This is a genomic window from Streptomyces sp. DSM 118878 (assembly GCF_052936595.1).
Window position 1 is genome coordinate 992,194 of the sequence record NZ_CP193622.1, and the last position, 17,127, is coordinate 1,009,320.

A 17,127-nucleotide genomic window follows, 5' to 3' on the forward strand; every position below is an offset into this window, starting at 1 on the left:
GGTGTCGGGGCAACGAGGGCTTTGCACAGCGCGCGGTCGGCCTTACGCCGCGAGGTTCGCCTTGTCCCCCATCACCACGACCGGATGCTGCTTCGGGTCCAGCGTGCGCAGCAGGTAAGCCATGCCCGCCTTGGACAGACTGACGCAGCCCGACGTACCGCTGCCGTGGTCCATGTGCAGCCAGATGCTGCCGCCCTTGGTCTGTCCCTGCGGACGCGTCGGGTCGTTGGGTGGGGTGCCCTTGGCGCGGTTGTAGTCGATCGCGATGACGTAGTCGAAGTCATGCCAATGCGTCTCGGGCCAGTAGTGCGGCGCCTGCATGGACACGGACTTCGTGTACGGGAACTTGGTGCCGGGGTCAGCGAGGACACCGCCCGCGTCGCTGAGCGTGAACACGCCGACCGGGCTGCGCTTGTCGTTCTCGTGGTGATCGACGGTCCAGCCCTTCTTGCCGTTGTGCGCGGGCCAGCTGCGGTCCTTCTCCCAAGTGGTGTCTGTCTTGCCGGACTTTGTGTAGAGGACGACGGTCGACTCGGCGGAGTTCTCGCCGTCGCCGTAGACCGCGACCACCTGACGCGAGTCCTTGGGGATCTTCGACTGGAGACCGTCACCCACATCGGGGATCCGCTTGGCGTCAGCGGCCCGTGTTGGGGAGCCGTCCCCGCGCTCCGCGCCCTTGGCCTGTCCGGACGCGGGGGCGTCGCCGCTCCCGCAGGACGTCAGAAGAACACCGCAGGCCGCCGCCGCGACCACCGTTCGCACCGCACCGGCTATACGCATCCGCCCATGGTCGCATTCGGCCCGCGGCACTCTCGCCCAGCACCGTCCTCCACACGAAGAAGGGGCCGATTCTTTACTCCAGGACGGAAAACCGTTTGCTTCGGACCACCGAATGAGGTGAACCTTTCACGGTTTGTTACCGCCGTCCGTTCCGGCTCGTTCCGGTCTCGACTGCGACCTCGGCAGCGATCTCGCGTGCGTACTCGCCCGCGGCATGGCCCATGTCGTCGCCTTCGAAGCCCGTCTCGACGGAGCCGACGGTCACCGCTCTCGACTGCTGGGACGTCATGCAGATTCGCGATCTTCCCTATCCCGACCCCGGCGTCCCCGATGTCCGGTCGGGTCCGCGCTTCTTGCTGTGGCTGGGCCGGAACCAACTCGGGGGACAACTCAAATCCTTCGCCTGGGGCCTGCTGCACTTCGGCTCCATCGCGGGCCTGCCCTACGCGGTCGGCATCGCCATCGAGGCCGTACTCGACCGGTCAGGCGGACGCCTCGCGCTCGCGGGCGCGCTGCTGCTGAACCTCGGCCTCGCCATCGCGGTGGGCGACACGATGCTGCACCGCACCGCGATCACCAACTGGATCACCGCCGCGGCCCGCGTGCAGCAACTGCTCGCCCGCAAGACCGCCCAGCTCGGCTCCGTACTGACCCGGCGGGTGGCCGCCGGTGAAGTCGTATCCGTATCCACGGGTGACGTGGAGAAGATCGGCTGGTTCGTCGAAGCGCTGTCCCGGTTCGCCGCAGCCGCCTTCACGGTCCTTCTGGTCTGCGTCGGCCTCCTCGTCTACCAGCCCGCGCTGGGCGTCGTCGTCGCGGTGGGCATCCCGGTGCTCGCCCTCGCCGTGCTCCCCCTGCTGCCCCGAGCCACCCATCGCGCCGATCTCCAGCGCGAGAAGGCGGGCCGGGCCACGGAACTGGCCTCCGACACCGTCGCCGGGCTGCGGGTCCTGCGCGGCATCGGCGGCGAGGAACTCTTCCTGGACCGCTACCGCCGCGCCTCGCAAGAGGTCCGGACGGCCGCGGTCCGCAGCGCCCGGATGTGGGCGGTGATCTCGGCGACGCAGGTCCTGCTGCCGGGGCTGCTGCTGATCGTGCTCGTCTGGCACGGGGTGCACCTCGCCCGAGAGGGCCGGATCACCGTCGCCGAACTGGTCACGGTCTACAGCGCGGTCATGATGCTCAATTACCCTCTGCGACACTTCGAGGAGATCGCCATGGCGTACTCCTTCTCCCGCCCCAGCGCCAAGCGGGCGGCACGGGTGCTCGCACTGGAGCGGACGGAATTCGCAAGCGGACGGTCGGAGGCTGGGACCGGGCGGTCGGAGCCCGAGACCGGGCTGTCGGAGTCCGCGGCCGGACCGTCGGAGTCCGGGGCCAGGCTGACCGAGACCGGGGCCGAACCATCGGACTCGCCCGCGCAAGGCAAGCCGGCAGCGGACTCTCCGACGCAAGGCGATGAAGCGGTAGAAGCCCCTGCGCGGCGAGTTGTCGTGTCGCCGCCCGCGGGTGAGCAGCCGCCCGAGCACCGCCGCGAACGAACCCTGTCCGGCGGCGCCCGGCACCCCGGAGATCTGTACGACCCGGCGACGGGCCTCCTCGCCCCGGCCGGCTGTCTCACCGCCGTGGTCTGCGGCGACCCCGACGCAGCCGGACGGCTCGCCGAACGTCTCGGCGGCCACCCCACCTTCGACGGAGCCGCGAACCTGCCGTCCGTTCGCCTCGGCGACGACGCGCTGGACGACATGCCGCTCTCCGACGCCCGGACCCACGTACTGGTGCAGGACAAGGACCCCGTCCTGCTCTCCGGCACCTTGCACGCCCTCCTCGACGTACCGTCATCAGGAAACGTCGCCCCCGCCGAGGCCCTCGCGGCGGCACAGTGCTCGGACGTCCTGGACGCACTGGCCCAGGCGTCGGTGAGCGACGACCCGATGGCCGCCCACCTCACGGAACGCGGCCGCTCCCTCTCCGGAGGCCAGCGCCAACGCCTCGCTCTGGCCCGCTCACTGGTCACCGACCCCGAGACGCTGGTGCTCGACGAGCCGACGTCCGCAGTCGACTCGCACACCGAGGCCCGGGTCGCCGACGGTATCCGCCAACTACGGTCGGGGCGGACCACCGTGGTACTCACGTCGTCCCCGCTTCTCCTGGACCGGGCCGAACGTGTCGTGTTCCTCGCCGACGGCGAGGTCACAGCGGTGGGCACACACCGTGAACTGATGCACGGCGAACCGCGGTACCGCGCGGTCGTGACCCGCGAAACCGACGACGAGCACACCGCCGCGACCGAGGGCAGCTTCGCCGAGTTCGACCCCGGCTTCGAGGCTGACTTCGAGCCCAAGATCAACACCGCCACGGCAACCGCGACGGCAGCCGCCAATGCGACCGCCACGGCGACCGCCGGCAACATCGAGGAGACCGCATGATCGGCCTGGCGCCACCGGAGTACGACCCGGCGGCCCCCACGACGGCGGAGACCCTGCCCATCGGCGCGCCCACGACCGTACGCACCTACGTCCGTGAGCTGTTCCAGCGCCACCGCACGGCCTTCGTCCTGCTCATCACGGTGAACACGCTCGCCGTGATCGCCTCGATGGTCGGCCCCTATCTGCTCGGCGATCTGGTGGAGAAGGTCTCGCACAACGCCCGTGACCTTCATCTGGAACGAACCATCGGCCTGTTCACGCTCGCCCTCGTCGTGCAGTCCTACTTCGTACGCGAGGTGCGGCTGCGCGGCGCGATGCTCGGCGAGCGGATGCTCGCGGACCTGCGGGAGGACTTCCTCGTGCGGTCCGTCGGGCTGCCGCCCGGAGTCCTGGAGCGGGCCGGCACGGGTGACTTGCTCTCCCGCATCACCACCGACGTCGACCGCCTCGCCAACGCCATGCGTGAGGCCGTGCCGCAGCTCGCGATCGGCGTGGTGTGGGTTGCGCTGCTGCTCGGCGGACTCATCGTGACGGCACCGCCGTTGGCACCCGCCGTGCTCGTCGCCGTCCCGCTCCTGGTGGTCGGCTGCCGCTGGTACTTCAAGCGGGCACCCGCCGCCTACCGCTCGGAGGCCGCCGGTTACGCCGCCGTGGCAGCCGCTCTCGCCGAGACCGTCGACGCGGGCCGCACCATCGAGGCCCACCAGCTCGGCACACGCCGCATCGAACTCTCGGAACGCCGCGTCAAGGAGTGGACCGCCTGGGAGCGCTACACCCTCTACCTGCGGTCGGTCCTCTTCCCCGTCATCAACTTCACCCACACCACCGTGCTCTGCTCGACGCTGATGATCGGCGGCGTCTTCGTGCTGCAGGGCTGGATCGGCGTCGGTCAACTGACCACGGGTGTCCTGATCGCGCAGATGCTCGTCGACCCCCTCGGGATCATCCTTCGCTGGTACGACGAACTGCAGGTCGCCCAGGTTTCCCTGGCCCGTCTCGTCGGCGTCCGCGACATCGAACCCGACGCCGGTGACGCCTCCGTCACCCCGCAAGGGCGCCACGTCCACGCCGACGACGTCCACTTCGGCTACCGCGAAGGCGTCGATGTCCTCCGCGAGGTGTCCCTCGCCGTCGAACCCGGCTCGCGCGTCGCCCTGGTCGGTCCGTCGGGCGCGGGCAAGTCGACGCTGGGCAGGCTGCTCGCCGGCATCTACGGACCGCGCACCGGACAGGTCACCTTGGGGGGCGCGGAGCTGTCGGCCATGCCGGCCGAGGAAGTCCGTGCCCATGTGGCACTGGTCAACCAGGAGCACCACGTGTTCGTGGGTTCCCTGCGCGACAACCTCCTCCTGGCACGGACCAGCGCGCGGGACGCCGAACTGTGGGCCGCGCTCGGAGCGGTCGACGCGGCCGACTGGGCCCGCGGCCTCGACGAGGGCCTGGCCACCGAGGTCGGCTCGGGGGGCTTCGCGCTGACGCCCGCCCAGGCCCAGCAGATCGCCCTGGCCAGGCTCGTGCTCGCCGACCCCCACACGCTGGTCCTGGACGAGGCGACCTCGCTCCTCGACCCGCGCGCGGCACGGCATCTGGAGCGTTCTCTCGCTCGTGTCCTGGACGGCCGTACGGTCGTGGCGATCGCCCACCGCCTGCACACCGCCCATGGCGCGGACGTCATCGCTGTGGTCGAGAACGGCCGCATCACCGAACTCGGCAGCCACGACCAACTGGTCACCGCCGACGGCGCATACGCCGCCCTGTGGCGGTCTTGGCACGGCTAGGGGCGTCAACTCGGTTACGGGCCGCGGCTTCGCCGTCGCGCGCGGGCGCGGCGGCCTCGGTCCGGCGCCGATCGCTTTCGCGTCCCGTGCGGGCTCATTGGGACCGGCCTGCTCCGCGCCAGGAGCAGGCCGCCTACCGCGAGGTGAGCCGCCTACTCCCGGCCTACCAGGCGTAGTTAGGGTACGTGCATGGCTGCACCGACCACGGAACCCGGCACCCCCGACCGACGCGGCCCCGCGCGCTACCTCTGGTGGGTGATCGCGAGCCAGCCCAAGCGGGTCGCTCTCGGCACGCTGCTGGGCAGCGCGTGGATGGTCGGGTTGACGCTTCCCCCGTACGTCCTGGCACGTGCCATCGACGACGGGCTCCGCCCCGGAGACCAGGGTGCACTGATCGGCTGGGCCGCTGTCCTCTTCGGCGTCGGAATCCTCGACGCCTGGCTCGGGATCCTGCGGCACCGCACCATGACCCGTATCCGGCTCGACGCCTACTTCCGAACCGTGCGTGTCGTGATGGACCACGCCACCCGGCTCGGCGCGGCTCTGCCCCGTCGTGTCTCGACGGGCGAGGTCGTCACGATCGGCCACTCCGACGTGGGTGTCATCGGTTCGACCCTCACCGTCACGGGCCCTGGGGTGGGTGCGGTCATCGCCTACTTCGTCGTCGCCGCCCTGCTTCTGTCGTTCTCCGTCCTGCTGGCCGTGGTGGTGCTGCTGGGCGTGCCTCTGATCGCCCTGCTCGTCGGGCCGTTCCTCGGCCGGCTGCAGGGGGCCGAGACCGCGTACCGGGAGCGGCAGGGCGCACTGGCCGGTGTGCTCGGGGACCTGGCCGCCGGGCTCAGGGTCCTCAATGGTCTGGGTGGCAAGCAGGTCTTCGCCGCCCGCTACCGGTCGGGTTCGCGAGAACTGCGGGACGAGGGCTACCGGGTCGGCTCGTCCATGAGCTGGATCCAGGCTTTCGGCATTGGTCTGCCCACCTTGTTCCTGGCCGCCGTGACCTGGCTCGCCGCCCGCATGGCGGCCCAGGGCACCATCACCGTGGGCGAACTGATCGCCGTCTACGGCTACGTCGCCGTCCTCGTGGTCCCGGTGTCGTCCCTCATCGAGAGTGGCTACGACATCGGGCGTGGCCTCGTCTCGGCCCGCCGGGTCGTGCACTTCTTGAACCTCGAGCCGGAGACGTGGTCGGCGGCGCCCGCGAACGAGATGAAGAGCGGCGCTTCGGAGCAGCTCGATGATTCGGGCGAGACCTCCGATGCCCGCGAGGGCACCGTCAACGCTCCCGAGGCACCGGCCGTCCTTCACGACCGCCTCTCCGGGGTGAAGGTAGAACCCGGCGTCCTCACGGCGCTGGCCAGTACCCACACCTCCGAGGCCACGGAGGTCGTCGACCGCCTCGGCCGATTCGCCCCTGGCTCGGTCACCTGGGGGACGGTCCGCCTGGACGCCGTCCCCCTGGACCAGGTCCGCGCGCGCATTCTCGTCGCGGACAACGAAGCCGACTTGTTCGCCGGTGCGCTGCGTGCGGCGCTCTCCGGTCGCTGGACACCCGACGAGCACGCCCTCACCCGCGCGGTCGACGCCGCCGTGGCCCACGACATCGTGCTCGGCCTGCCCGGCGGCTTCGATGCCCGCCTCGACGCCCAGGGGCACAATCTCTCCGGCGGTCAACGGCAACGCATCCGTCTGGCCCGGGCTCTGCTGGCCGACCCCGAGGTGCTCCTGGCGGTCGAACCGACATCCGCGGTGGATGCTCACACCGAGGCCAAGATGGCAGCCGGTCTCCGCGCGGCTCGCGCCGACCGCACAACGCTCGTGACCAGCACCTCTCCCCTCGTCCTCGACCAGGCCGACGTCGTCTACCACCTGGTCGACGGCCGTGTCGCCGCCGTGGGCCGCCACGCCGACCTCCTGTCGCGTCACCCGGCCTACCGCCGTCTGGTGTCGCGCGACACCGAGGAGTCCGCGGCGGTGGAAGCCGCGGGGGCCACGGACATAGGGATGAGCGTCGCCACGGATAAGCAGCCGGCGAAAGACGCCGCTGAAGAGGAGGCCGCAACGGCGGCCGATACGGACGCACAAAGCAAACCAGGCGACCGCAAGCACCCCCGCCCCTCCCCCGAGCCGACTCACGAGGCCCTCCGATGACGACGCCCCGCAGCGGTGAAGCACCCGAGGCCGCTGCTACCCCGCTGCCTGTCGCCGGCCCTCGCCAGGTCCACCACGCCGCCTTGCGACTGATCCGGCAGGACGGCCGGGCCTTCGCCGCCATGCTCTTCTTCAATGTGCTGGCGGCGGCTGCGGGCCTCGTCGGCCCGTGGCTCCTCGGCCGCGTCGTGAACACGGTGAAGGACGGCGGAGGCGTCGACGCCGTGGACCGTCTCGCCCTCGGCATCCTCATCGGAGCCGTCGCCCAGCTCCTCCTGGCGCGCCACGCCCGCTACCTCGGCCATCGCTTCGGAGAGCGCACCCTCGCCCGTATCCGCGAACAGTTCGTCGACCGTGCGCTGGCCCTGCCCTCCTCCGTCGTCGAACGTGCCGGCGCGGGCGACCTGACCGCACGCGGCACGTCGGACATCGCGACCACTGGTCAGACACTGCGGGACACCGGCCCCGATGTCTTCGTCGCAGCCGTGCAGGCGCTGTTCATCATCGGTGCCGTGTTCTTGCTCGATCCGCTGCTCGGCGCCTGCGGGGTGCTCGGCCTGACGGGCATCTGGTTCGCCACCCGCTGGTACCTGCGTCGTGCGCGCTCTGCCTACCTCGACCAGGGCGAGGCGCATTCCGCGCTGGCCGAGGTGCTCGCCGCCACCGCGTCCGGAGCCCGCACCATCGAGGCCTTCGGCCTGCGGGAGCGGCGCATCACGGACAGTGAGAGGGAGATCGAGCGCTGTGTCGCCGCCCAAGAGCGCACTCTGTACCTGCGGAGCGTCCTCTTCCCCGCCGTCGACACCTCGTACGTGATCCCGGTGGTCGGCATGCTGGTCATCGGCGGTGCTCTGCACGCCCACGGCACGGTGAGCCTCGGCGCGGTCGTCGCCGCGGCTCTGTACCTTCGCCAGCTCTCCCAGCCGCTGGACACGATCTTGCAGCGAGTCGAGGAGCTGCAGAGCAGCGGTGCCTCCTTCGCCAGAGTCGAGGGCCTGGCCGCCACTCCCTCTGAACCAGCCGCCCCCAGCGCCCTCACCCCCAAGGACGACGGCATCGACGTCGAAGGCGTCTGGTTCTCCTATACCGGCGACACCGACGTCCTCCAAGGCGTCGACCTGTCCGTCCGCCCCGGCGAACGTCTCGCCGTCGTCGGCCCCTCCGGTGCCGGAAAAACCACTCTGAGCCGGCTCCTGGCGGGCATCGACACGCCGACCAAGGGCTCGGTGACCGTCGGCGGGGTTCCGATCGCCGATCTGCCCTCCGACCGGCTGCGCCGCCAGGTCGTCCTCGTCACGCAGGAACACCATGTGTTCCACGGCACGCTCCGGGACAATCTGCTGATCGCGGCCGAGTCCGCCGCGGACGCCGAGCTGGACGCCGCTCTCGGCGCCGTCGGTGCCGAGTGGGCCACCGACCTGCCGGACGGTCTCGACACCGAGCTCGGCTCCGGCAGCCACCAGCTGCACGGCGCGCAGGCACAGCAGCTCGCTCTGGCCCGTGTCGTGCTCGCCGACCCGCACACCCTGATACTCGACGAGGCGACGGCGCTCCTGGACCCGGCGACGGCACGGCACACGGAGCGGGCTCTCGCGGCCGTCCTGCGTGGCCGGACCGTGATCGCCATCGCTCACCGCCTGCAGACCGCTCATGACGCGGACCGCGTCGCGGTGATGGAGAACGGCCGCGTCACCGAGCTCGGCCCTCACGACGACCTCGTGCGGGCCGACGGAGCGTACGCCGCCCTCTGGCACTCCTGGCATGGCGACCACCCCGTCACCTCCGGGGTTCGACCGCCTCCCGGCGAGGAAGAGAGCCGGTCCGACAGCTGACGCTCGGCTCGGGTGGCCGCCGTGCGGGCAGGGCCGGCCCCGCCTCAGATGACGTTGAGCGCGGCCGCGCCGCCCACTCCCCCGAGCAGCATGAACACCGGCATCAGTACCTTCAGCTCGATCCAGCTGCCGGCCCGGAAGCGCAGTGCTTTCGGCGGCCCGATCGGGTACCAGCGCTTGCGGCCGATGGGGATGGGCCACAGCACCGGGCATCCGGAGACCGTCAGCGCGTCCCCGATGTCGTGCACCAGCGCACCGAGCACAATCGGCAGGCCGAGCCACAGGTACTCCTGGCCTGGTGCGGTGAAGAACCAGTCCGAACCGTTGCCGGGCTTGTCGAGGACGCCTGCGAGAATCCACGCACTCGTGGCGGCGAGCAGCCATACCAGTACATCGCTGCTCGACCCACGCGCCGCCCGCCACAGCAGCCCTTCGATGGCGAGCACCATGTGGACGAAGAGGATCGCGAGCACCGCCCAGCGTCCTCCGAAGATCGCCAGGGCCGAGGCGCCGGCGCCTATCAGCACCGCCCACAGCCAGGTGTGGGTGAGTGTGCGATGGCCGCCCGAGCGACGTGGGTCGCCCGCCTTCCGTGTCGCCTTGTAGACGGCGTACGAGAGTTTGTCGACAATTTCGCACAGGCCCCGCGAGACGGGCCCGAAGGCTCGCGAGATGGTCGCCGACTTGTGATCGAGGTCGGGCGCGAGGGCCGCCCCGGCACAAATGAGCGCTCCCACGAGAAGGACCGGCCAGGGCATCGTGTGTCCCGCGGCCGCCGCGGCCGCGCCGACCCCGAGCCAGGCCGCCGCTCCCGACAGTGAGTGTGCCGGTCCCATCATCGCTGCCGCCCGCCCCGTTTCCCATGTTCTGATGCCACGTTGGCGACACAGCGTAGCGTTCGTGATCTTCGCGAGAATCACCGGTTCCCTGATCCGGTGAGAAGGAAGGCAAGATGGGGGTGTGACCCTTATCGATCAGCTGCCGCCGGATGCCGACCCAGATGCCCTCTTCGAAGCCTTCTCCACGTGGGCCGTGGATCAGGGGATCACTCTCTATCCGGCCCAGGAGGAGGCGCTGATCGAGGTGGTCTCCGGGGCGAACGTGATCTTGTCCACTCCCACGGGCTCCGGCAAGAGCCTGGTGGCGGCCGGCGCCCACTTCACCGCCCTCGCCCAAGACAAGGTCACCTTCTACACGGCCCCCATCAAGGCGCTCGTGTCGGAGAAGTTCTTCGACCTGTGCAAGCTCCTGGGCACCGAGAACGTCGGCATGCTCACGGGCGACGCGTCCGTCAACGCCGACGCCCCCGTCATCTGCTGCACGGCCGAGGTCCTCGCCTCGATCGCCCTGCGGGACGGCAAGGACGCCGACGTCGGCCAGGTCGTGATGGACGAGTTCCACTTCTACGCCGAGCCGGACCGCGGCTGGGCCTGGCAGATCCCGCTGCTCGAACTGCCGCAGGCACAGTTCATCCTCATGTCGGCGACGCTCGGCGACGTCAGCATGTTCGAGAAGGACCTCACGCGCCGCACCGGTCGCCCCACCGCGGTGGTCCGCTCCGCTACGCGCCCCGTGCCACTGTCGTACGAGTACCGGCTGACGCCGATCACCGAGACCCTCACCGAGCTTCTGGAGACCAAGCAGGCTCCGGTCTACATCGTGCACTTCACGCAGGCACAGGCCGTCGAGCGCGCCCAGTCGCTGATGAGCATCAACATGTGCACGCGTGAGGAGAAAGACAAGATCGCCGACCTGATCGGCAACTTCCGCTTCACCACCAAGTTCGGCCGCAACCTCTCGCGGTACGTGCGCCATGGCATCGGCGTGCACCACGCCGGCATGCTGCCCAAGTACCGCCGCTTGGTGGAGAAGCTCGCCCAGGCCGGCCTTCTGAAGGTCATCTGCGGTACAGACACTCTCGGCGTCGGCGTCAACGTCCCGATCCGCACCGTCCTCTTCACCGCGCTCGCCAAGTACGACGGCAGCCGGGTCCGCACCCTGCGCGCGCGGGAATTCCACCAGATCGCCGGCCGGGCCGGACGTGCGGGCTTCGACACTGCGGGCCTCGTGGTCGCGCAGGCACCCGAGCACGTCATCGAGAACGAGAAGGCACTCGCCAAGGCGGGCGACGACGCCAAGAAGCGCCGCAAGGTGGTCCGCAAGAAGGCGCCGGAGGGCTTCGTCGGCTGGACCGAGGGCACCTTCGAGAAGCTCATCACCTCCGAGCCGGAGCCGCTGACCTCCCGCTTCCGCGTCACGCACACCATGTTGCTGTCCGTGATCGCCCGCCCCGGCAACGCCTTCAAGGCGATGCGTCACCTTCTGGAAGACAATCACGAGCCGCGCAAGGCGCAGCTGCGGCACATCCGTCGCGCCATCGCGATCTACCGTTCCCTCCTGGCCGGCGGTGTCGTGGAAAAGCTCGACGTGCCGGACGCAACGGGCCGTGTCGTACGCCTGACCGTCGACCTGCAACAGGACTTCGCGCTCAACCAGCCTCTGTCGACCTTCGCCCTCGCGGCCTTCGAGATCCTCGACCCCGACTCCCCGTCGTACGCCCTCGACATGGTCTCCGTGGTCGAATCCACCCTCGACGACCCGCGCCAGATCCTCGCAGCCCAGCAGAACAAGGCGCGCGGCGAAGCTGTGGGGCTGATGAAGGCGGACGGTGTCGAGTACGAGGAGCGGATGGAGCGGCTCCAGGACATCACCTACCCCAAGCCGCTGGAGGAGCTGCTCTTCCACGCCTACAACACCTACCGGACGAGCCACCCGTGGGTCGGCGACCACCCGCTGTCCCCGAAGTCCGTCGTCCGTGACATGTACGAGCGGGCGCTGTCCTTCACCGAGTTCACCTCCTTCTACGAACTCGCCCGCACCGAAGGCATCGTGCTGCGCTACCTGGCCAGTGCCTACAAGGCCCTGGAACACACCATCCCGGACGACCTCAAGTCCGAGGACCTGGAGGATCTGATCGCCTGGCTCGGCGAGATGGTCCGTCAGGTCGACTCCAGCCTCCTCGACGAGTGGGAGCAGCTGGCCAACCCCGAGGTCATGACGGCCGAGGAGGCCCAGGAGAGGGCCGACCAGGTCAAGCCGGTCACGGCCAATGCCCGCGCCTTCCGCGTCCTGGTGCGCAACGCGCTGTTCCGCAGGGTCGAGCTGGCCGCCCTCGACCACGTCGAGGAGCTGGGCGAGCTGGACGCCGAGTCCGGCTGGGACGCGGACGCCTGGGGTGAGGCCATGGACAAGTACTGGGACGAGTACGAAGATCTCGGGACCGGCCCCGACGCGCGCGGCCCCAAGCTGCTGTCCATCGAGCAGGACCCGGAGCACGGCCTGTGGCGCGTCCGCCAGACGTTCGCAGATCCGAACGGCGATCATGACTGGGGCATCAGCGCGGAGGTCGATCTCGCGGCCTCCGACGAGGAGGGCCGTGCCATCGTCCGCGTCACGGACGTCGGCCAGCTCTGAATACCCCGAGAAAACGCATGTCCCGGACAGGAGTCGAAGTAGCGTCATGAGCAACCCCGCCGAACGGCTGGTCGATCTGCTGGACCTGGAGCAGATCGAGGTCAACATTTTCCGGGGCCGCAGCCCCGAGGAGTCCTTGCAGCGGGTGTTCGGCGGGCAGGTCGCCGGGCAGGCCCTGGTGGCTGCGGGCCGCACCACGGAGGGCGACCGCCCGGTGCATTCGCTGCACGCGTACTTCCTGCGCCCCGGCCGTCCGGGCGTGCCCATCGTGTACCAGGTCGAGCGGGTCAGGGACGGGCGCTCCTTCACCACGCGCCGTGTCACCGCCGTCCAGCAGGGCCGCACGATCTTCAACCTCACCGCCTCCTTCCACAAGCCCGAACAGGGCGCCTTCGAACACCAGCTGCCGCCGCGCATCGCCGCTCCTGACCCTGAGTCGCTGCCGACCGTCGCCGAGGAGATCAAGGAGCACCTCGGCGCGCTCCCCGAGCAGTGGGAGCGCATGGCCAGGCGCCAGCCCTTCGACATCCGTTACGTGGACCGGCTGCGCTGGACCTCCGAGGAGGTCCAGGACGCCGAACCCCGCAGCGCGGTGTGGATGCGCGCCGTCGGTCCGCTGGGCGACGACCCGCTCGTGCACACCTGCGCCCTCACCTACGCGAGCGACATGACGCTCCTCGACGCCGTGCGCATCCCGGTCGAGCCGCTCTGGGGCCCCCGCGGCTTTGACATGGCCTCGCTTGACCACGCCATGTGGTTCCATCACTCGTTCCGCGCCGACGAGTGGTTCTTGTACGACCAGGAGTCCCCCATCGCCACGGGGGGCCGCGGCCTCGCCCGCGGCCGTATCTACGACACCGACGGCCGGCTGCTCGTATCCGTGGTGCAGGAAGGCCTGTTCCGACCCCACGCGTGACGAAGAAGGCGTTGACCACGCTGGAACCCATCGCGGTGGACTGTGAGCCCTGGGCGCGCACCGAGTAGTGGAGGATGCGCATGTGTGTCTCCGTTCAGCGGGATGGGGCAAGTGATTCGTCGGTACGAAAACGCAGGTGAGTCGGATGGTGGGGACCAGCACATGAACGCGGATACGAGCGAGAACAGGGATCGGTTGCTTCGTGAGGCTGTGCGCCTACGCGAGGCAGGGCGCCGCGAGGAGGCCCGCGAGCAGCTCGTGAAGCTTGCCGCCCTGTTCCCGGCGGACGAGGAGGTGGCGTACCAGACGGCGTGGGTGCATGACACGCTCGGCCTGGAAGCGGAGGCGGTGCCGTATTACGAGCGGGCCCTCGCGGGAGAGGCGCTCTCGGGCAACGATCGCCGTGGGGCCCTGCTCGGTCTGGGCAGCACCTACCGGATCCTGGGGCGCTACGAGGAAGCCGTCGCGACTCTTGGCGGCGCGGCGGCCGAGTTCCCTGACGACAATGGGATCAAGACGTTCCTGGCCATGGCGCTGTACAACGTCGGGCGGACGCACGACGCGATGCAACTGCTTCTGACCTTGCTGGTCGCCACGAGCAACGACCCGGAAGTCGAGGGCTATCGGCCCGCTATCGAGGAGTACACGAAAGATCTCGACGCAACGATCTGACATCACTGAGCAGCACCGCTCAGTGATACGGATGAATACGGATACCGGCGAGACGTAGGCAGCACGGCAGGCTGCCGCATACACCGCTGGCCTACACCTGCCGTCGGCGCAACCATTTCCTCAGGCCGCGTGGCTCGCGATCCAGAACGTCGATCGTGTCGTCACTCCGGTGCTCGGGTTGGGCACGAACCGACGCCGCTTCGGCCGCAGCGACCGCAGCGGCCGGCGCGGGAGCGGGCCGGGGCGCCGGGCGTTCCGACCGTGCCTGGGCCAGGCCGAGCAGCAGGCTGGCGCGCAGCCATCGGAGCTCCTCAGGATCGTCCGCGGTCATGATCCGTCCGACGATCAGCGCGGTGGGCGAATCAGGTGCCCCATGGGTGCGTGGCGCGGGCATAAGCCGGCTGAGGTATGCCCGTTCGTAGGGGTCCTTGACGATGTCTGTCAGTTGCACCTGATCGAGGAGTGAGGCCATGGCGGCCACGCGCTGCCATGAATCCTCGCTCTGCCGGAGCAGGAAACCCGCATGCCGGCTCCGCCAATTGCGTGCCCGCAGGTCCTGCCCGTCGTCCAGGCGCACCCGAACCGGTTCGGGCAAGCGGCCGGTGAGGAGGACGCCGTGCACCTCGCCCTCCGCGAAGTGCCGCAGCTCTTCGGCGAGATAAAGCCAGACGATCGCCCGATACCGGTTCAGGTAAAATTTTACTGGCGTCAGGAATCCGGCGCGGGCGAGCCGGGTGAACCGGGCCGTGGTGATGTCCATGAGCTCCGCGGCTTCCGTGGTGCCCATGACTCTGACGCTCTCCCGCAAAGCCTCGGGGAAGCGCTCGCTGCCGCGTACGCGGTCGATCTCTGCGCGGGTGACACGGCGCTGCGTCCCCGTCGGGTCCGCGACGGTCCGTACGCGCCCGAGCAGTACGGCGAGATCGAACTCGCTGCGCTTCAAACCCAGTTCCCTTGCCGCACCGCTCAGCGCGACGGAGGGCGGAGCCGCCGCCGCGTTGGCCGGCTGTGTGGTCATGACGTCCGTCATGGTGGTTCTCCCCCGTGAGATGTGTCTGCTCTCGGGAAAGACCGTAGCCCGATCGTCACGACTCTCGCTGAGCCTGTGGATAACTCCTGACAGGGCAGCGTCAAGGCTGGTCAGAGGTCCACGACGGGTGTGCGCTCGGGCTGTCGAGCCCCCACGGCGAGATGCTCTCCGACACGATTGACGAGCAACGTCATCTCGTAGGCGACTTGGCCGATGTCAGCCTCCGCCGCGCTCAGAACGCAGAGGCAGCTGCCGTCGCCGGCCGCGGTGACGAAGAGGACGGCGTCATCGAACTCGATCATCGTCTGACGGACGTTGCCCGCGTGAAAGTGACGCCCAGACCCCTTGGCGAGGCTGTGCAGCCCCGAGGAGACTGCGGCCAGGTGCTCCGCGTCCTCGCGCGCCAAGTCGGAACTGGCACCGGTCACCAGTCCATCGTTGGACAGCACCAGCGCATGACGAACATGCTCCATCCGGTGCGTCAAGTCATCCAGCAGCCAGCCAAGCCCCGTGCTCTGTGCCATCGTTCCTGTCTCCCCGAGTCGGTCCTCCTGGCTGGAGGATCTGACCCGCCAGCCTTCCCCACGACCGGCGCCCCGGCAAGCATGATGGGGGCATGGCACAAAAGATGACCGATGACCAATGGCGGGCATTCGTCTCGCAAGGCACGCGAACCGGCAAGTTGTCGACCGTCAGGGCCGACGGCAGCCCGCACCTAGCGCCGATCTGGTTCCTTCTCGACGGAGACGACCTGGTGTTCAACACGGGTAAGGACACGGTCAAGGGCCGCAACCTCGCCCGTGACGGCCGCCTGGCCCTCTGCGTGGACGACGACCAGCCGCCGTTCGCCTTCGTCGTACTGCAGGGCCGTGCCGACCTGATCGAGGAACTCGACCAGGTCCAGCACTGGGCAGCCAGGATCGGCGCACGTTACATGGGCGAGGACCGGGCCGAGGAGTTCGGCGAGCGCAACGGCGTGCCCGGTGAACTTCTGGTGCGCGTGCGCATCGACAAGGTGCTCGCATACGACAAAGTCGCCGACTGAAAGCCCACACGGTTTAGCCCACCGAGTCGAGCAGCCGGGCGGTATGCATCCGCCCGGCGTACTCGACCAGCCGTATCAGCACCTCCTTCCCCGAGTCTCGGTCCCGTGCGTCGCACAGCACCACGGGGGTTCCGCGGTCGAGGTCCAAGGCCCGTGAGACCTCCTTCGCGCCATACGCCCGCGTCTGCGTGAAGCAGTTCACTGCCACGACGAAGGGGATATGACGGTGCTCGAAGTAGTCCACGGCGGGGAAGCAGTCCTCGAGCCGCCTGGTGTCCGCAAGGACGACGGCTCCGAGGGCGCCTTGCGACAGCTCGTCCCACAGAAACCAGAAACGGTCCTGCCCGGGAGTGCCGAACAGGTACAGCGAAAGACCGGCCCTGATGGTGATGCGGCCGAAGTCCATGGCGACGGTCGTCGTGGTCTTCCGGTCGACGCCCTCGGTGTCGTCCACCATCTGCCCAGCCTCGCTGAGCAGTTCCTCGGTGCGCAGGGGGCGGATCTCACTTACCGCGCCGACCAGAGTGGTCTTGCCCACCCCGAAGCCACCGGCCACCAGGATCTTCAGCGCCATGGCCGCGGTCTGGCCGCCTTCGGTGTCAGAGTGCTCGGAGACCATTGATCACCTCTCGAAGGATCATTTCGTCGGGAAGCTGTGCGGGCGGCACCGGCCGACTGATCTCGACATGCCCCATTTCCAGCAGGTCACCGAGGAGCACTCTGACCACGCCGACGGGGAGATCGGCGTCGGCGGCGAGTTCGGCGACGGATTGCGTCTCGACGCGACACAGATCGATGAGCACCCGGTGCTCGGGGCCGAGGGCGGTGTCGTCGCCGGCCATCACCGCGGCGACGTCCTGGAGCGTCACAAGGGCGATCAGGTCGAAGCGGACGCCTCTCGGTCCCGGGGCGGTCCGCCCGCCCGTCACCGCGTAGGGCCGTACGAGGGGCCCCGCCTCGCCGTCGTACCACTGACTGCCCTGCTGGTACTGAATGCTGTTCGAATCCTCGTTCATGACTACG

14 protein-coding genes are annotated in these 17,127 nt (G+C 69.3%); 8 read left to right on the forward strand and 6 right to left on the reverse strand.

All coding sequences use genetic code 11. The features are described 5' to 3' along the window. Window positions 1–42: 42 nt before the first annotated feature. On the reverse strand, window positions 43–780 hold the full coding sequence (locus ACRAKF_RS04055; RefSeq protein ID WP_447035418.1) for a L,D-transpeptidase family protein: 738 nt from the start codon (window positions 778–780) through the stop codon (window positions 43–45). 287 nt (window positions 781–1,067) lie between these two features. On the opposite strand from ACRAKF_RS04055, the gene ACRAKF_RS04060 reads away from it, so the two are divergent. From ACRAKF_RS04060 to ACRAKF_RS04075, 4 genes are all read left to right on the forward strand, one after another. After that, a complete protein-coding gene (locus ACRAKF_RS04060) occupies window positions 1,068–3,209 on the forward strand; it encodes an ABC transporter transmembrane domain-containing protein (protein ID WP_447041798.1) in 2,142 nt (713 codons plus the stop codon). Then, entirely contained in the window at window positions 3,206–4,987 is a 1,782-nt protein-coding gene (locus ACRAKF_RS04065; protein WP_447035419.1) for an ABC transporter ATP-binding protein, read from the forward strand. The genes ACRAKF_RS04060 and ACRAKF_RS04065 overlap by 4 nt, the downstream gene beginning before the upstream one ends. 189 nt (window positions 4,988–5,176) lie before the next feature. After that, window positions 5,177–7,135 carry an ABC transporter ATP-binding protein gene (locus ACRAKF_RS04070; protein WP_447035420.1) on the forward strand — a complete coding sequence of 653 codons (1,959 nt, stop codon included), beginning with the start codon at window positions 5,177–5,179 and terminating at the stop codon, window positions 7,133–7,135. Next, a complete protein-coding gene (locus ACRAKF_RS04075; RefSeq protein ID WP_447035421.1) occupies window positions 7,132–8,967 on the forward strand; it encodes an ABC transporter ATP-binding protein in 1,836 nt (611 codons plus the stop codon). Before ACRAKF_RS04070 ends, ACRAKF_RS04075 begins: the two co-directional genes overlap by 4 nt. A 44-nt stretch (window positions 8,968–9,011) precedes the next feature. On the opposite strand, the gene ACRAKF_RS04080 is transcribed toward ACRAKF_RS04075, so the two are convergent. Next, window positions 9,012–9,806 carry a metal-dependent hydrolase gene (locus ACRAKF_RS04080; protein ID WP_447041800.1) on the reverse strand — a complete coding sequence of 265 codons (795 nt, stop codon included), beginning with the start codon at window positions 9,804–9,806 and terminating at the stop codon, window positions 9,012–9,014. 121 nt (window positions 9,807–9,927) lie between these two features. On the opposite strand from ACRAKF_RS04080, the gene ACRAKF_RS04085 reads away from it, so the two are divergent. The 3 genes from ACRAKF_RS04085 to ACRAKF_RS04095 all read left to right on the forward strand — a co-directional run bounded on the left by ACRAKF_RS04085 (window position 9,928) and on the right by ACRAKF_RS04095 (window position 14,029). Beyond that, on the forward strand, window positions 9,928–12,441 hold the full coding sequence (locus ACRAKF_RS04085) for a DEAD/DEAH box helicase (protein WP_447035422.1): 2,514 nt from the start codon (window positions 9,928–9,930) through the stop codon (window positions 12,439–12,441). A gap of 46 nt (window positions 12,442–12,487) precedes the next feature. Continuing rightward, window positions 12,488–13,357: an acyl-CoA thioesterase gene (locus ACRAKF_RS04090; protein ID WP_447035423.1), complete on the forward strand. Its 870-nt coding sequence runs from the start codon at window positions 12,488–12,490 to the stop codon at window positions 13,355–13,357. Window positions 13,358–13,519: 162 nt separating this feature from the next. Further along, a complete protein-coding gene (locus ACRAKF_RS04095; RefSeq protein ID WP_447035424.1) occupies window positions 13,520–14,029 on the forward strand; it encodes a tetratricopeptide repeat protein in 510 nt (169 codons plus the stop codon). Between the two features lie 91 nt (window positions 14,030–14,120). Here the strand turns inward: ACRAKF_RS04095 and ACRAKF_RS04100 are convergent, their stop codons facing one another. Continuing rightward, the gene (locus ACRAKF_RS04100; RefSeq protein WP_447035425.1) at window positions 14,121–15,059 is read right to left on the reverse strand and encodes a DUF6397 family protein; all 939 of its coding nucleotides are present in this window, start codon (window positions 15,057–15,059) and stop codon (window positions 14,121–14,123) included. 110 nt (window positions 15,060–15,169) lie between these two features. Continuing rightward, window positions 15,170–15,583 carry a roadblock/LC7 domain-containing protein gene (locus ACRAKF_RS04105; RefSeq protein WP_447035426.1) on the reverse strand — a complete coding sequence of 138 codons (414 nt, stop codon included), beginning with the start codon at window positions 15,581–15,583 and terminating at the stop codon, window positions 15,170–15,172. Window positions 15,584–15,675: 92 nt separating this feature from the next. Here ACRAKF_RS04105 and ACRAKF_RS04110 point away from each other — a divergent pair, with 92 nt between their 5' ends. After that, on the forward strand, window positions 15,676–16,104 hold the full coding sequence (locus tag ACRAKF_RS04110) for a PPOX class F420-dependent oxidoreductase (protein ID WP_447035427.1): 429 nt from the start codon (window positions 15,676–15,678) through the stop codon (window positions 16,102–16,104). 13 nt (window positions 16,105–16,117) lie between these two features. On the opposite strand, the gene ACRAKF_RS04115 is transcribed toward ACRAKF_RS04110, so the two are convergent. Both ACRAKF_RS04115 and ACRAKF_RS04120 read right to left on the reverse strand, forming a co-directional pair. Continuing rightward, complete coding sequence (locus tag ACRAKF_RS04115) at window positions 16,118–16,723, reverse strand: GTP-binding protein (protein WP_447035428.1); 606 nt, start codon at window positions 16,721–16,723, stop codon at window positions 16,118–16,120. Further along, window positions 16,704–17,120 (reverse strand): DUF742 domain-containing protein, encoded by a 417-nt coding sequence (locus ACRAKF_RS04120; protein WP_447035429.1) that lies wholly within the window; start codon window positions 17,118–17,120, stop codon window positions 16,704–16,706. Before ACRAKF_RS04120 ends, ACRAKF_RS04115 begins: the two co-directional genes overlap by 20 nt. Window positions 17,121–17,127: the final 7 nt, after the last annotated feature.

Bases quoted from the DNA above. Each gene is read 5' to 3' on its own strand.
- ACRAKF_RS04055 (WP_447035418.1), bottom strand. From the start codon at position 780: ATGCGTATAGCCGGTGCGGTGCGAACGGTGGTCGCGGCGGCGGCCTGC.
- ACRAKF_RS04105 (WP_447035426.1), bottom strand. From the start codon at position 15,583: ATGGCACAGAGCACGGGGCTTGGCTGGCTGCTGGATGACTTGACGCAC.
- ACRAKF_RS04080 (WP_447041800.1), bottom strand. From the start codon at position 9,806: ATGATGGGACCGGCACACTCACTGTCGGGAGCGGCGGCCTGGCTCGGG.
- ACRAKF_RS04115 (WP_447035428.1), bottom strand. From the start codon at position 16,723: ATGGTCTCCGAGCACTCTGACACCGAAGGCGGCCAGACCGCGGCCATG.
- ACRAKF_RS04075 (WP_447035421.1), top strand. From the start codon at position 7,132: ATGACGACGCCCCGCAGCGGTGAAGCACCCGAGGCCGCTGCTACCCCG.
- ACRAKF_RS04065 (WP_447035419.1), top strand. From the start codon at position 3,206: ATGATCGGCCTGGCGCCACCGGAGTACGACCCGGCGGCCCCCACGACG.
- ACRAKF_RS04095 (WP_447035424.1), top strand. From the start codon at position 13,520: ATGAACGCGGATACGAGCGAGAACAGGGATCGGTTGCTTCGTGAGGCT.
- ACRAKF_RS04100 (WP_447035425.1), bottom strand. From the start codon at position 15,059: ATGACGGACGTCATGACCACACAGCCGGCCAACGCGGCGGCGGCTCCG.
- ACRAKF_RS04120 (WP_447035429.1), bottom strand. From the start codon at position 17,120: ATGAACGAGGATTCGAACAGCATTCAGTACCAGCAGGGCAGTCAGTGG.
- ACRAKF_RS04110 (WP_447035427.1), top strand. From the start codon at position 15,676: ATGGCACAAAAGATGACCGATGACCAATGGCGGGCATTCGTCTCGCAA.
- ACRAKF_RS04090 (WP_447035423.1), top strand. From the start codon at position 12,488: ATGAGCAACCCCGCCGAACGGCTGGTCGATCTGCTGGACCTGGAGCAG.
- ACRAKF_RS04060 (WP_447041798.1), top strand. From the start codon at position 1,068: ATGCAGATTCGCGATCTTCCCTATCCCGACCCCGGCGTCCCCGATGTC.
- ACRAKF_RS04070 (WP_447035420.1), top strand. From the start codon at position 5,177: ATGGCTGCACCGACCACGGAACCCGGCACCCCCGACCGACGCGGCCCC.